Here is a 12,765-nt window from a genome sequence, read left to right as displayed (position 1 = left end):
GAAACAGCGAGTGCGTTGACGTCACCCCTTCACGCCAGTTGCAACATCATGGTGCGTTCGTCGCGAAAGCGTCGCTTTGCAGCCTGCGAAGATCACTGCCGTCAAGATGATCGCTGCGCCGATCCATGCGTTTGCCCATCCGGTCAGGGCACTTAGTTGTTCATGCCAAGACATGCAGTACATGATGCCTAGGATCAGCAGTATGGAGTACCTTGCAATGATCTTCAGCCGGGGAGTGCGTCCTCCAACCGAAACCATGAAGCCGACCGCCAAGATCGAGTAGATCCCCGCAAACAGCAAGGGGATGAAGAGACGTTCGCCAAGACTGAGACCCATCATTGTCCTCATGCAAAGCAACACAGGCTGTCGGCTTAACGATACCAAGTGACCAGTATCCGCAACCCCACCAGCACATGCATACCCGCTCTTTGAGCGCGCGTTCCCGCAAAACGGTGTTTTCGGCAACTCTCTGGCCCGCACTGTTTCCAAAACCGGACTTTCAAGGAAGGACCGGCAACCTACTCCGGCACGAGAATCATTAGAAGCCAAAACAAGCCGAAGGCAGTTGCCAAAAGTGAGAACGGAACCCACCGCCAAGTCCGCTTCGTGATCGCTACTATTAACGCAAGCAGACCCGCAACAATCAATTGAAACTGCCATCGAAGAGAGTAATCAAGCCCGAATCGCGGGGCGAGGTAGCTGACGTAGGGCTCAATGAGCATAGAGTCGAGCGCGAGGATCACACTAAGCCAACCGAACGCTTTGATCACAGAGCCCTGCTCAAGGAACCTCATCACTCCGGACTTCGGTAACGCTACGCAAGCCCCCATGCCGAGTATTGCGACCACAGTAGAAAGACCTAAAGCGGCTTTCAGTCGTCCGTAATCAAAGGGACTGAAAGCATGTAAGCCGTATAAAGCAGCCCATAACGCTCCGAAGAAAAGAGCAAAGGTGACTACAACGGCAATGCTGTTAGCTCTTGCACGGGATAACGGCAGCGTGTTGGCTTTCATTGGACCCAGCATACAAGTTGCGCCGCGCCCGGAAAACGGTGTTTTCGGAACCTGTCCTAAGCTCATGCGTGATCTGGCCGAGGAACCTTACTTCTGCGCAAACAGCAGATCGGATACCCTTTCGGAAGGGGCTATCGGTGAAGCTGTCTCTTTTAGACATCGCGCTTTGGGCGCTCGACCCGATGCTTCGTTTGGTCCTGGTTCTCGTGCTGACGCTGAAGGTCAGATGGCGGGTCGTGCCGTGGTTTGCCACTTGGATCGCTTACGGTTTGCTTTATACGCTGTCGTGCTTCTTGGCGTACCGATTTGGATCCAAGGAAAGCTACCGCGTGGTGTATTGGATCGGAGCTTTGGGCGATTTCCTACTCCAGATCGCAGTCGTAGCGGAGATCGCTCGATCTGCTCTCAAACGAGATGGACAATGGGTGGAAGGCGCAAAAAAGGCGCTCATTCCGTCCCTTACTCTCGGGCCAACATTCGCGGTTGTGCTCACGATATATATAACGCCAGCAGCGAGTAATGTTCTTGATGGCTTGGCGGCGCGCGCAAGCCTCTTCTCCACGGTGCTTGTCTGTTTTCTCTTTGTCGCGGTGATTCGTGCAATGCAGAAACTTGGTCTGGATTGGCGCAGCTACATCGCGCGCGAGAGTTTTGGGCTAACGGTATGGACACTGTCCGCCTTCGCTATTGACACGCTGCATGCTTACTGGCGCACGACGGAGCACTTCGGGCTCCTTGAAAACATGAGGAACTCTGTGTATCAGGGTGTCCTTCTGTTCTGGTGTATCGCCTTCTGGTTACCTGAGCCGGAAGCACCAACTTTGCCGTCCAACCTCGGAGAAGGTTATCGGCGCTTGACGCAGCAATAGGGTTTTCTACGGTGCTGCAGAGCCAAGTCTTGTGAACAAATCGGCGCGGCTGGGCCATTTGGTCGGTCGTCACCGAAGCTGCGAAGGAGATGCGCATTGCTGGAATGATGGATTCACCTCAAAGGCCAACCTCCCACAACGGCGTTGTACTAGGACTAATCGCAACCTTCCCGAACGGCTTTCGCGGATGTGTCACGACTTCCTAAAAGCGGACGACTAGCACTGGCTCGGGAAAATCAGTCATATCCACCCTGCGGTTGTATTCAGAGTCGTCATCTTCCGAATCGGAAGGTGGTTGCAGAGCCAAATTGATGTCAGTTTGGGGTCGGCTTATCAATGGAATCGATCACCACAACTTGGACGGGGCCTCGGGCCGATTCCATATGAAGTCCAAGTTGCTGCTCTAGGGCTTCACGCATAGGCAAAGCATCAGTCTGAACCGAAGCCCCCATGCCTGCGTCCGGTGCGAAGTGAAGCGTGAAGTCGAACAGGGCATCATTAGGCAGTCCCGTCTTGTCTATCACGGTCCGATGCAGGTTTGAAGCTACATTCCTTATCAGGCCGGAAATCCCCACTCCTCGCCCGAGTAGCGTCACCCCGCCATCTTCCGAGTTGCGGGTACTAATCCCGAGGCGCTTAGGTAGTGTGCCGTCCGCACCCGCGCCAAGAGGTTGGAGTTTGATCCCGCCCTTGATCGGGACCATGTCATAAACGGCATTGGTTCGAGTTTCAAGATGAATGCGCAGGTGGAAGCGGTCCGAGAGAAACTTCTGTTGCATCGACAGAACGTCTGCCTTGCTAAGCTTCTGGATCGCAGCAGGGTCGGCTTCTGTGACCTTACCCATCATGTCCCAGTGTTCATCGCCAATCCACGAAGGACCACCGGCGACTTGGTCTGGTCGTACATCCCAAGCACTCGCAATGAAGCTCCTCAGGTCTACATTGTTCGCCGCGAAGCTGTCTGTGCTAGAACGCCAGTCAAGTTTGGAATCACCTGGCGCATGTGGCTTCACTGTTGTCACGTCGTAGAAGACCCGCAGGTCTTGCGCGTCAGAAGTAGAGAAGGCAGCAAAGAACAGAGTCGCGAGCGCCATCTTCGCAATGACCAGGGTTCTGCTCTTCCGCACACAGACCTCTTCCTCATAGACACAGGGTTCATGTCTGTCAATTTGCTCGAGAGAAGTGTACTCGACTCAATGGCCAGGTGTGTTCCCTTAGACGGTCAAAAGATCGGGCTTTGCTCTACTATCCGAGCCAACGTCAGCAAACGCCCGCCTTGGCGGCTTTGGTCAGTAACCTGCGCATGTGACACGAAGAGCTTGGGTTAGTCCTGAGATGTCGCATTCTTGTGAGTAATCCGGTGGATAGCCGGCCAGCGATGCAAGCAGTCCCCTGATTCGCTTTTGTAACGCGCGGTTGAGAATGTAAGCCAACTTCCGACGCGGATCAAATCGGCTTCGCCGTCGCAGAACATACGCCAGATAACGCTGAAACATCACGCTAGGAAAGGCTGAAAGTGACACCTCTAGGGCAACCGCTTGCTCATAGTGACAACGGTAGCTTCAGCAGTAGGAAACTTCCCCCGCCAATGCATGCTTACCCCAACGACCGGGTGTCGCCAGCTGAATGGAGCTTTTGCTGCTTCTGGTCGTAGCATTGCTCGGCATTCCGGCCCTTTGTAGATTTGCATGGCATGCAGCCTTCGGTACCGCTTGCACGCCTCGACATCACTGCAGCAATAGCCGCCGGTCTGGTATGGCTCCAAAGCTCGTTTACGGAGCTTGGTATGGCAGACTCTACAAATTCGATGACTCGCTCTACGTCGCGCTTCGAGCGACAGTGTGAATCGGGAAAGACGCCTCAAACACCTTAAAATTGTCATACTTTCGCCACCATCTCCGTACGAGCAATCAAGCCTAACGTCCACCGATGCAACTGGTCCACAGCGGGCCAGCACCGGAGCTGCGTCTCCAGCCGCTCTCTCATGCTGCAGGGCGAAATCCGGTCTCATGGAAAGCCGGCTCCGTGGCAGCCGCGAGCACCGCTGCAGGGAGACAGAAATGCCTGCGTTTCTCATAGCACTCGCACGCTGCTTCCATAAGACCTGGCCTGTCGAAGATGCGAATGATTCCCCGACTTACGCTGATTAGCCCGCGAGAGGTGAGCGGCTGGGCAAGGAGAGATATCGTCGTGCGAGCTGTGCCGAGCATCTCCGCAATATGCTTCTGCTCCATCGAGAAAACGGACGATCCCATGAGGTCCGACGCGTTGAGAAGCCAACTCGCCAGTCGCGCATTCGCCTGGTGTCGCAGATTGCAAGCTGATGTTTGTGCGGTGCTGTTTATCTCCCTTTGAACTGCTGCCAGAATCTGTTCTTGGAATTCCGGTGAGTCAATCAGCAGCCGCCGCAGAAAGGGCTTAGGCAGCTGCAGGCCGCTACCAGAGGTGCGCATGACGCAAGTGGGATGACTTGTACCGCTTCCCAAGAGAGATGAAGCACCTATCAGACTTTCTCGGCCCACCATATTCACACCACATGTTCGGCCGTCGCTCATTGTCACAACAAGAGAAGCGAGACCGGAGGTAAGAAAGACAAGGTTGTTTGGATCGGCATCAGATGTCACGAGAAGGGTCTGCGGCTTCAAGGGGCATGGACGCGCAAACGACATGATCGTCTCCCGCAATGGAATGGAAAGACCATCGAGCAAAAGATTTCCAGTAGGGCGCATATCCCTCTCACTTTTTTGGTGACATGCCGGAAAGCGTGATCGTTGCTTACAGGCAGTATTCGACCTTCTCATGCCCCCTGAATCATAGATGTCTCACAGCCGACACATCCGGCCAAAACTGTAAACGACCTGCGTCTCTCCCGTTTTCTTCCCGGCTGATGAACAACGCAGGGCGATGGGGCGTTTTCGGTAAGTACTTCCCCGGCCACCGATTTTAGCCATTCACGCGAGGCCATTGACGTGGATACGGAGACCTGTTCGGTGCGGATGGTGCGCGTGCGGTCTTCGGTCGAAGAACATCGCTCGGAGTCAGCTTGCGTGCCAGCTAGTGCCCTAAAGAGTTCGTCCTTAATTAACAAGACAACACGATATGTCGGCCGCGGGGCAGACACTTACGGGCTGGAGGTATCGTCTGAGTTCATGCCCATCCAGCCATTTTTTATGTGCCGAAGAGACGCAGATGGGTCGGAAGATTGGATCTGTTTGAGATGCTTCCGCACCGCTGCAAACAGCCACCTGACTAGCGAATGTGAAGCAACGGCAGCTGCACACTCTTGCAAAGACCTTAGGCTTGAGCAGCTTGTGTGGTGGGCCGCGTTTAACGAGGCGCTTGATGACCGCCGCTTAGGCGATATTGCTGCCGAGCAAGCAACGTAGTCTCTAGGTATGCGGCGGCGACTTGGAGCGGCGAAGCGAAGATTCACTCTCGAACGGCGTTATCTGCAAGTTCGAGGTCGCTGTTCCGCAATCCGACTTTAGCGGAATAGGGAAATCGGACGTCGCAAACACGTCCGGACACCGAAGAGAAGACGGTCACGAGATCCTAAGGTACTGAGGCTAATCTACTGTCTTCCGCTTCGCACGAATCCGTGTGTCGGCCATCCGACGTTCGCCCGCACGAGGCCTTGAGTGCGCAAATAGGCGCGAACTAAGTTGGCATCTTGTGTTGGCCGACCGGGCATCGGAAGCGAAATGGAGACGTCACCAAAACAGCTTCTGAGCGAAAAGGAAGTCTTGGACTTGTGCCGCACCGAGGTCGAGGCCATGCACGATGTCCACTTCCTGATGAGCCGCCCCAACGTTTCCCATGATGACTTGCAGCTTTGTCTGGCACACATGAACGGGTCATTGCAGAAACTGACCGACATCCTGTGTCGTGAGTAAAACGTGTCTTGAACCGGTTGTGGACTTGTGCTCGGAATAGGTGACGCTGAGACATGACCTGCCAGCCAAACATCCCGACACCGACGATATCGTCAGCAAGGCCTGCCGCCTGACAGATGGGTACGAATGAGAAGGCCCAAGTAACCGTCGCACGGTCGCCAGTTGGCAGGGAAGCGTCGGTGTTTCCGAAAACCCGACTTTCGAGGATGGAGCGCCGCCTGTAGTATTTGCAGTGCATGAACCTGCTATTCGTCTGCAGCCGCAACAGGTTACGTAGCCCTACTGCCGAAGCCGTCTTCTCGATGCTGGATGGATACGAAGTTCTGTCAGCAGGAACCGGTTCTGACTCCGAGCAGGAGGTATCGACCGATCTCGTAGATTGGGCTGACGTGATTTTTGCGATGGAAGGTGTTCATCGCCGGCGGCTGAATCAACGATTCGGTGCACGTCTGAGAGCGAAGCGTCTCATCGTTCTAGGCATTCGAGATGAGTACAGCTACATGGATCCTCGGCTCGTCGAACTCCTGAAGGAGAGAGTTCTCCCTCACCTACCCGTCAGCCATCCCGTCCGCTAGAGGTAAGGTGTTTCCGAAAACCCGACTTCTCGGGAACAAGTGGGGAGAAGTATCATCGCCGGATGAGATCCGCATGGTTCGGTGAGCAGCGAGAGAACGTAGGCGCGACCCTTGCTCTAGTGTCGTTGGTGCTTGCCAGTATCCAGCTGTCAGTCCTGCTGCTGATCCTAGGACTCTCGTTTTCCTCGTACATCGTCTCTGCCTATCTATCGGCCATCTACTTTTTAGGCGAGATCGTTTGCGCAGTTGTGGCGGTCCCACTTGCCGTCGTCTCCCTAAGATTCGAAGCTGGTGGTGATACTGGCCGACGCGCCCTCTTCATGGCTATCGGGGTCACCGGCGTCTGCGCGTTCTTTATGGCGTTTCCATCATGAGTTTCCGAAAACCCGACTTTCAGGGAGTCTGACGGAGGATAATGATTGTCTGTTTCCGCAAACCCGATTTAGAAATTTATGTTTAGCGTCAGGTTGGTATGAAAGATCTTGAACCGTTGCATCGATCAATCAGCCAAGAGGAAGCTGCTGTTGTTGGCTGGCTCATTGAGCATGGTGAGCCCGAAGCAAAAGAGTACGCGGATGACTTGCAGAGCCTTACCGTCATGGCTCGATGTAAATGTGGGTGCCCTACGGTTTACTTCGAGGTTGAAGGCAATCCTCTGAGCCGCATTGGGGAAAGGATCATCAGTGATCATCTCGGCACTGTCGATGGGCAGGAAGTTGGAGTCATGCTGTTCGCCTTGGGAAAACAGCTAAGCTCCTTGGAGGTCTACTCCCTGGCTGGCTCGGATAAGCCTTTCAAGGTGCCAAAGATTTCCGACCTGTACGCCTACGAGGACTCATCCAAGCGGTGATCCTATTCTCCGAAACGGCGTTTCGGCAGCTCTTGGACCGCTGTTTCCGAAAACCCGACTTTTCGGGAACGGCCTAATGCTTCAGGATCAGAGTGGAGCTCTGCCATGGTTCTGAAGTTCCATTCTCTTGTTCGGCATCTTGCCAGTCCATCGTGTCGATCCCTTTTCCAAAGGCCACGAGGTAGGAATGAGGGCCACAACTGGCTTCTGCCCCGGTACTGAGGACTTGCCCTAGACAGCCAAGAAAGCGTCCCGCAACGCTGCTCCGCCGCTGTCGCCGAGCGAAATGCACCTGTCCCGTGCTGTTAGTCACGTGATCCTCCTCGTGGGAGATGCTTTCCAAGCTGTAGTGCTTCCATACTTCCCGGACCGTAATGCCTGAAATGGGCCTGTGAGAGGCGTCTAGGGTGGTGACCGTCCAGTCTGGAGCGACCAGTCCTGGCACCGGAATGACGGCAATAAGGAACAGTACGGCAGCTGTTGCATACGCAAGCTTCGGACTGATTCGATGTTTCATAGTTCAAATTTTAGGCTGCAGCGTTGTGTCGCCCTCTCATGCGTGAATGCCGGCGCTTCCAGAGTCCCGACACCTGTTTCCGAGAACCCGACTTTTGTGGAACAAGGGCGTGCGAGGGACGACAACGGCGCACGAAAACTTATGTGTCCACGCGAACGGTGCCGACTTGAGTTCCGGGTTTTGAGCGGGGCAGGGATCTTTTGAGGTGACGCGCTCTGCATGGCTTTGCGTAGCGCTTCCTGCCGCAGCGGCCCTTTGCTCTGAGCTGCTTCCATTACAGTTTCGCCTTTTTTGTTGCGGATGTTGAGATCGGCACCATGCTCGATAAAGAGTGGGATTCCATCATTGTCCACGGTGGTAAAGATAGGAGTTTCCCCATCATTGTTACGAGCATTCACGTTCGCGCCGAGCTTCAGCAGTTCCTCCTCCACATCGGTGAGAAACGTCTCGTGTAGAGGAGTATTTCCGTCGTTATCGCGGGCATTGACGTTGGCTCCAGCTTCCGCCAGTAGGCGTACACACTCAACCCTTGCCCCATCCTGATCGCTGGATCGGTAATTTCCCGCTGAAAACATAGCGGTTTTGCCTTCCCGGTCATGTGTCTCCAGCTTTGGGTGGTACTGAAGAACTTCGCGAACCATTGCAGGATTCCCGGATTCAGCGGCGTAAATCAGGACGCTTCCGGAACCAGATCCCTGCATCGTCATCCCGCCGCCCTCCTGCGTAATCGTCAATTTCTTCAGGTCAGCATTGGGGTTGGCTCCATAAGCGATCAGGGCACGCGCAGCTTCGACGTTTCCTGATTGAGCAGCGCCGACCAGCGCCAGGTCTTTGTCACTTTGATCGCTACGGCTTGCGCCAGCGTTAATTAGTTCTTGAAGTGCAGCGGGATGGTGGCTGGCGGAGGTCAGCAGTCCGACTGGCTGAAAGGAATTACCAGGCTCTTCTTTGCCGAGCTTTGGCCTAGGAATTGGTTTGAGCGGAACCCCAGCTTGGAGGAACTGCTGAACCGTAGCGGTCCGGCCGTGAGCCGCCGCTGCTTTCAACATTGTTTGGGCTGCAAAGGTCTGGAAATCAAATTTTTCAGCTTTCAACGCCTGAACGAGACCGTCGTCGCCTTCAATCCAGCGCTGCGTTCGCGCTAAGGTGTCCACGCGTTCTTCGAGTTCAGTGATGACAGCGGGCATGCCCTCCCACGCCCCGACGTAGTCAACAACTTGCTTCCGGTGCTCATCAATCGAGACAGCCAATACGTTAGTAGGATTGTCCGTGACCAAAGCAGTATAGCTGTCATCCATGGAATAGAAATCCGTTTCGACGATGCGTTTAGCGAGCTTTCGCACCTCGTCCGCGTCTGCAGTGTCTGCATGCTTGCCCTCGGCAACTACGAAGCTTCGGCCATCGAAGACAATACCGGTCGTAGACACCGCCACAGTGTAAGAAGGGCAACTCCCAAAGCATCCCGTCCTCTCCAGTGTGATGATCACCTTGGAATCTGGCCGAATCGCTGGAGCGGTCACGTGCCTTTTGGGCAAGCGCTCCGGTGGCACTAAGTCGATGTACTCCTCTACCTCGACTGCGACCGGAATACCGTTCTTCTCAAACGGTTCAAATCGCCACTGTCCAACTTCTCCTTGAAGAGAGGGCCAAAACTTTAGGTCTGCGTCACTTCCGCTTGCGTCTGCCTTCGTCACATCACCCGTTGGTGACACGATTAGCGTTAGGTGTAGTTGATTGAATCCGGGCCTGACCCCATCGACCGGTATTGTCCGGCGATGCGGCTTGACTTCGTGCGCCCGCGCCACTTCATAAGAGATCGAAGGGTACGAACTGTGCGCGTCATCAGGCATTAGGAAACTGCTGTTTATGAGGAGCAGCGCTGCCAAGATGCCTACCATAGAGCCTCGCGATGTACGTCCGTTCGCATTATTAGACCCCAAACGTTGGCACTTTGTTCCCAGCCCGCCGTTGCGCTCACAGAAGCATACGTCCAATACCTGAGCGGATTTATACCGGTAGTCGGCTTGTCGTCAGTAGACCCGTTCGCGCAAAACGGTGTTTTCGGCACCTCCGAGTTCGCAGTTTCCGCAAACCCGACTTCGCGGGAGGTTATCATTTAGCGGCCGGTATGAGACTGGATAAGCACTGCTGCGAACTGATGGCGACCAATCTCGCTGCGGGCGAGACGGCCATATTGTATGTACCGAAATTCCGCGAGTACGGCATTCGCGTGCTCGATGGGGGGTCCAGCTTCATCGTCATTGAGCATTGTCCGTGGTGTGGCAAAATGCTTCCCAGTAGGATTCGTGACGCTTGGTTTAGGCAGATTGAATCCCTAGGTTTCGAGATGGGCGACGAAGCCATTCCTACAGAATTCCTCTCCGATGCATGGTGGAAAGCACGGCCCCAGCCCTGAAGTTGCCGACAACCCGACTTTCCGGGAGCCACCGTACGAACAAGGTGTTCGTGGCCTAAACTTCACAAATGCAAGTGCTGAATCCAGAGGAAGCAAAGCGATTCCTCATTGCCAACAATCTAGGTGAACACCTGACTCGCCTTGCACCTGACACCTTCCGAACCGAGGTCACGAAGGATGTGGGCAGACGGTGTGCCTACGCGAACATGCTTACCAACCACCTCGTCACGAGCGAAGGTGCTATCGCCTGCCTAGACATTACCGATTGGGATGTATGGCCCTTGGCACAGAACATGGATCTGTTCTATTCTTACCGCCGCTACTTGGGTGAACGTCGCTCGTTGAAAGACGCTCACTTCCACGTCTTCACGGCTGCTGAGGCGAATGAGTTTCGGAACATCCTCCATCTCGGTTTGATTTCACATCTTCGATGTGGCAGGCGCGAGCACGACCACAGACTTTCGCTTCTATGCCTCGCATGACGAGTGGATTCAGGTGGCTTGGCACGAGGACGCTGAGTGGCGAGAAACAACTGAATGGTTCTTGGCCCCGTAGAGGTTCTTCCGAGAAACGGGATTATCGGAGTCTGGCTGCAGTTTCCGATAACCCGACTTTGAAGGAAGAACTTCTTGCTCTCCATCCAGGCAGGATTCAGGTAGTCCCATCGCACACCAGCCCGTGCAGACGAAATGTACACTCGGGGGAGAAAAGCTATGGGAATTCTGAGAAGCTCCTTGAAGTGGTTAACGGCTGCAGTTGGGGCCGCGATACTTCTGTTGGCCGCTTGGTTTTACCAGTTCGAAAGGACTGTCGGTTTAACGCAAGTGACGAAAAGCCCTCACGGGAACTTTGTCGTATACGTTCGGTTGGACGGCGCGACTGCGGGCCCCGATGAGGTCTATGTCGCTCTGCGCCCGCGCCTTCGCCCTTGGGGGGACGATGTGTACGTTGCGGAGAATCAAGTTGATGGATCATCTGAGACAGCTGGTACTCATGTACTCGCAGAGTGGCTTGCCGAAGATAGGCTCAGACTGAGCTGCACTGGATGTGCACGGCTGCAATCCCTGACACAAGAAGACTCTTGGAAGGGCATACACATCTCCTACAGCGGCTTTCCCCGACGGTAGCTCCCGGGAAACGGTGTTTTCGGCAACTCCCGACGCTTCTGTTTCCGAAAACCCGACTTTTCGGGAGGCTGCGTTCCGATGACTCATCAGACGGTCAATTTCAGAATGCCTTCGCCTACCTTGCCGGAGTCGTCAAATGGAAAGTCCGGCCTAAGATGGCCACCAACATACCAAGGTCCGAGGAGCGCGGTAAGGATTGGGTTGAGCGGGAACGGAATGCCCTCGCGGCCCGAGTAATAGAGGATCACTTCATGCCTAAGCGAGAATGCACTTGCCAGCCACAAGACCATGAGTGACACATCGAAGGCGATCTCAACGCTCGACATCACTCCACGCGAGGGGAATGACGCGAGAAACACTGGTACGCAAACCACCGACAACGCCAAATAGAGGATGAGCGAAAGGGCCGACCGTCCTTTAGACAACAGCCAAACGCTCAGATAAATTCCGACGAGAGGAGCGAGGAAAGCGAAAATTGATGCGACCCAGAAGAGGATGATTCCCCAGCGAAGTCGAGAGGTCCAAGGCAGTCCATCTTGGTCAAAGAAGCGGATGTGGTTGTAACTATTGCCCCTTTGCGCGCCGTTTATCCTCTTCATGGCAGCCTCTCGAGAACGATTCTAGAGTTCCTAACAGCCAATCTCGTGAAAAACGGCGTTTTCGGAAACCGTACACGTGGGCCTTTCGTTCAGGCAAACCACTTTTTCCGCTTTGCATGTACGTAGCACAACGGCCCAGCAAGCAAAGAGGCGATGGTCGCCACCGGAATACCGATGAAGAACCCGCTCATCCCTCCCTGGCCGTCATGGGGAGCGTAGTGCATGTCTAGGAACAGCATGGGAACGAAGATTACCAAAAACGAGACAACGAAAGCTGCAAGCGCCACTAGGACTGAGAAGATTGCTCGGATAAATGTCGCCATGTCGGCCATGCTAACGCGGGAGACGTCGGGCTGCTCCCCTAAAACGGCGTTTTCGGAAACTCCCGAAGCCGCTGTTTCCGAAAACCCGACTTTGCGGGAACGAGAGGTCCTTCTGCTTCCGTCGCGCCGCGTCACCCGAACTAGCGCGATTGGATCCAATGGACTACGTTGCAGCCTGCGCTGACGACCGTCCGTCGCTGATGCGTCGCATCAGGACTTTATATGCGCAGACGAAGCTCAGAAGAAAATCAATCATGCTGAAGGGGACAACGACCGCCCCTGGCAAACGCTCATCTCCCCATGGCACAAACACCACTATCGCCAGATGAATGATTGTGAGCGCCGCCATGACGCACCAGAATGCGCGAATGCGCCGAAAGTTCCATGCCGCGTATCCGACAACGAACAGTACGGCGACAGAGAAGCTTCCAGCTCTTGCAATACCCATCTTGCCTTGGAACGCGAAGAGAAGAAAAATAGATCCGCAGCAAAGACCCGCCCATACGCCGGGGAGCCTTCCTACGCCTCTGAACCTCGGAGTTGATGGCGATTCCATTTTCGCTTCATACATCGTGCTGTAGCT

15 protein-coding genes are annotated in these 12,765 nt (G+C 54.7%); 6 read left to right on the top strand and 9 right to left on the bottom strand.

Annotation, left to right across the window (positions count from 1 at the left end; all coding sequences use genetic code 11):
* Positions 1-21 precede the first annotated feature (21 nt).
* Both TERRO_RS14800 and TERRO_RS14795 read right to left on the bottom strand, forming a co-directional pair.
* Positions 22-339 carry a hypothetical protein gene (locus tag TERRO_RS14800; RefSeq protein WP_157178373.1) on the bottom strand — a complete coding sequence of 106 codons (318 nt, stop codon included), beginning with the start codon at positions 337-339 and terminating at the stop codon, positions 22-24.
* A 179-nt stretch (positions 340-518) separates the two neighbouring features.
* Positions 519-1,013, bottom strand: coding sequence for a hypothetical protein (locus TERRO_RS14795; RefSeq protein ID WP_157178372.1), 495 nt, complete (start codon positions 1,011-1,013; stop codon positions 519-521).
* Positions 1,014-1,150: 137 nt separating this feature from the next.
* On the opposite strand from TERRO_RS14795, the gene TERRO_RS14790 reads away from it, so the two are divergent.
* Positions 1,151-1,882: a hypothetical protein gene (locus tag TERRO_RS14790; RefSeq protein ID WP_014786496.1), complete on the top strand. Its 732-nt coding sequence runs from the start codon at positions 1,151-1,153 to the stop codon at positions 1,880-1,882.
* A gap of 314 nt (positions 1,883-2,196) precedes the next feature.
* On the opposite strand, the gene TERRO_RS14785 is transcribed toward TERRO_RS14790, so the two are convergent.
* Both TERRO_RS14785 and TERRO_RS23955 read right to left on the bottom strand, forming a co-directional pair.
* Positions 2,197-3,009 (bottom strand): TIGR03435 family protein, encoded by an 813-nt coding sequence (locus TERRO_RS14785; protein WP_014786495.1) that lies wholly within the window; start codon positions 3,007-3,009, stop codon positions 2,197-2,199.
* Positions 3,010-3,864: 855 nt separating this feature from the next.
* Entirely contained in the window at positions 3,865-4,551 is a 687-nt protein-coding gene (locus TERRO_RS23955; RefSeq protein WP_014786494.1) for a Crp/Fnr family transcriptional regulator, read from the bottom strand.
* A gap of 1,460 nt (positions 4,552-6,011) precedes the next feature.
* Between TERRO_RS23955 and TERRO_RS14770 the strand changes: the two genes are divergently transcribed.
* From TERRO_RS14770 to TERRO_RS14760, 3 genes are all read left to right on the top strand, one after another.
* Entirely contained in the window at positions 6,012-6,350 is a 339-nt protein-coding gene (locus tag TERRO_RS14770; RefSeq protein ID WP_014786492.1) for a low molecular weight protein tyrosine phosphatase family protein, read from the top strand.
* A gap of 62 nt (positions 6,351-6,412) precedes the next feature.
* Positions 6,413-6,724 carry a hypothetical protein gene (locus tag TERRO_RS14765; RefSeq protein WP_014786491.1) on the top strand — a complete coding sequence of 104 codons (312 nt, stop codon included), beginning with the start codon at positions 6,413-6,415 and terminating at the stop codon, positions 6,722-6,724.
* Positions 6,725-6,822: 98 nt separating this feature from the next.
* Positions 6,823-7,200: a hypothetical protein gene (locus TERRO_RS14760; protein ID WP_014786490.1), complete on the top strand. Its 378-nt coding sequence runs from the start codon at positions 6,823-6,825 to the stop codon at positions 7,198-7,200.
* Positions 7,201-7,273: 73 nt separating this feature from the next.
* Here the strand turns inward: TERRO_RS14760 and TERRO_RS14755 are convergent, their stop codons facing one another.
* Together TERRO_RS14755 and TERRO_RS23510 are read right to left on the bottom strand one after the other, a co-directional pair.
* On the bottom strand, positions 7,274-7,717 hold the full coding sequence (locus tag TERRO_RS14755) for a hypothetical protein (protein WP_014786489.1): 444 nt from the start codon (positions 7,715-7,717) through the stop codon (positions 7,274-7,276).
* On the bottom strand, positions 7,714-9,567 hold the full coding sequence (locus TERRO_RS23510; protein ID WP_281047900.1) for a DUF6438 domain-containing protein: 1,854 nt from the start codon (positions 9,565-9,567) through the stop codon (positions 7,714-7,716). Before TERRO_RS23510 ends, TERRO_RS14755 begins: the two co-directional genes overlap by 4 nt.
* A gap of 278 nt (positions 9,568-9,845) precedes the next feature.
* On the opposite strand from TERRO_RS23510, the gene TERRO_RS14745 reads away from it, so the two are divergent.
* Both TERRO_RS14745 and TERRO_RS14740 read left to right on the top strand, forming a co-directional pair.
* Positions 9,846-10,133, top strand: a complete 288-nt coding sequence (locus TERRO_RS14745) for a DUF6980 family protein (RefSeq protein WP_014786487.1) — start codon at positions 9,846-9,848, stop codon at positions 10,131-10,133.
* A gap of 68 nt (positions 10,134-10,201) precedes the next feature.
* A complete protein-coding gene (locus tag TERRO_RS14740) occupies positions 10,202-10,615 on the top strand; it encodes a hypothetical protein (protein WP_014786486.1) in 414 nt (137 codons plus the stop codon).
* A gap of 731 nt (positions 10,616-11,346) precedes the next feature.
* Here TERRO_RS14740 and TERRO_RS14735 read toward each other — a convergent pair.
* The 3 genes from TERRO_RS14735 to TERRO_RS14725 form a co-directional block, all read right to left on the bottom strand.
* A complete protein-coding gene (locus TERRO_RS14735) occupies positions 11,347-11,859 on the bottom strand; it encodes a hypothetical protein (protein WP_014786485.1) in 513 nt (170 codons plus the stop codon).
* Between the two features lie 89 nt (positions 11,860-11,948).
* The gene (locus tag TERRO_RS22740) at positions 11,949-12,182 is read right to left on the bottom strand and encodes a hypothetical protein (protein WP_157178369.1); all 234 of its coding nucleotides are present in this window, start codon (positions 12,180-12,182) and stop codon (positions 11,949-11,951) included.
* Positions 12,183-12,345: 163 nt separating this feature from the next.
* Complete coding sequence (locus tag TERRO_RS14725) at positions 12,346-12,753, bottom strand: hypothetical protein (RefSeq protein WP_157178368.1); 408 nt, start codon at positions 12,751-12,753, stop codon at positions 12,346-12,348.
* Positions 12,754-12,765: the final 12 nt, after the last annotated feature.

The organism is Terriglobus roseus DSM 18391 (genome assembly GCF_000265425.1).
GTDB lineage: Bacteria > Acidobacteriota > Terriglobia > Terriglobales > Acidobacteriaceae > Terriglobus > Terriglobus roseus.
The sequence above is the reverse complement of the archived record's forward strand: the minus strand, read 5'-3'. Positions and strand labels throughout refer to the sequence as shown.

What these genes read in the sequence shown, in the direction of transcription:
- TERRO_RS14800 (WP_157178373.1), bottom strand. Translation starts at nt 339, where the DNA reads ATGATGGGTCTCAGTCTTGGCGAACGTCTCTTCATCCCCTTGCTGTTT.
- TERRO_RS14795 (WP_157178372.1), bottom strand. Translation starts at nt 1,013, where the DNA reads ATGAAAGCCAACACGCTGCCGTTATCCCGTGCAAGAGCTAACAGCATT.
- TERRO_RS23955 (WP_014786494.1), bottom strand. Translation starts at nt 4,551, where the DNA reads ATGTCGTTTGCGCGTCCATGCCCCTTGAAGCCGCAGACCCTTCTCGTG.
- TERRO_RS14770 (WP_014786492.1), top strand. Translation starts at nt 6,012, where the DNA reads ATGAACCTGCTATTCGTCTGCAGCCGCAACAGGTTACGTAGCCCTACT.
- TERRO_RS14765 (WP_014786491.1), top strand. Translation starts at nt 6,413, where the DNA reads ATGAGATCCGCATGGTTCGGTGAGCAGCGAGAGAACGTAGGCGCGACC.
- TERRO_RS14760 (WP_014786490.1), top strand. Translation starts at nt 6,823, where the DNA reads ATGAAAGATCTTGAACCGTTGCATCGATCAATCAGCCAAGAGGAAGCT.
- TERRO_RS14755 (WP_014786489.1), bottom strand. Translation starts at nt 7,717, where the DNA reads ATGAAACATCGAATCAGTCCGAAGCTTGCGTATGCAACAGCTGCCGTA.
- TERRO_RS23510 (WP_281047900.1), bottom strand. Translation starts at nt 9,567, where the DNA reads ATGCCTGATGACGCGCACAGTTCGTACCCTTCGATCTCTTATGAAGTG.
- TERRO_RS14745 (WP_014786487.1), top strand. Translation starts at nt 9,846, where the DNA reads ATGAGACTGGATAAGCACTGCTGCGAACTGATGGCGACCAATCTCGCT.
- TERRO_RS14740 (WP_014786486.1), top strand. Translation starts at nt 10,202, where the DNA reads ATGCAAGTGCTGAATCCAGAGGAAGCAAAGCGATTCCTCATTGCCAAC.
- TERRO_RS14735 (WP_014786485.1), bottom strand. Translation starts at nt 11,859, where the DNA reads ATGAAGAGGATAAACGGCGCGCAAAGGGGCAATAGTTACAACCACATC.
- TERRO_RS22740 (WP_157178369.1), bottom strand. Translation starts at nt 12,182, where the DNA reads ATGGCGACATTTATCCGAGCAATCTTCTCAGTCCTAGTGGCGCTTGCA.
- TERRO_RS14725 (WP_157178368.1), bottom strand. Translation starts at nt 12,753, where the DNA reads ATGTATGAAGCGAAAATGGAATCGCCATCAACTCCGAGGTTCAGAGGC.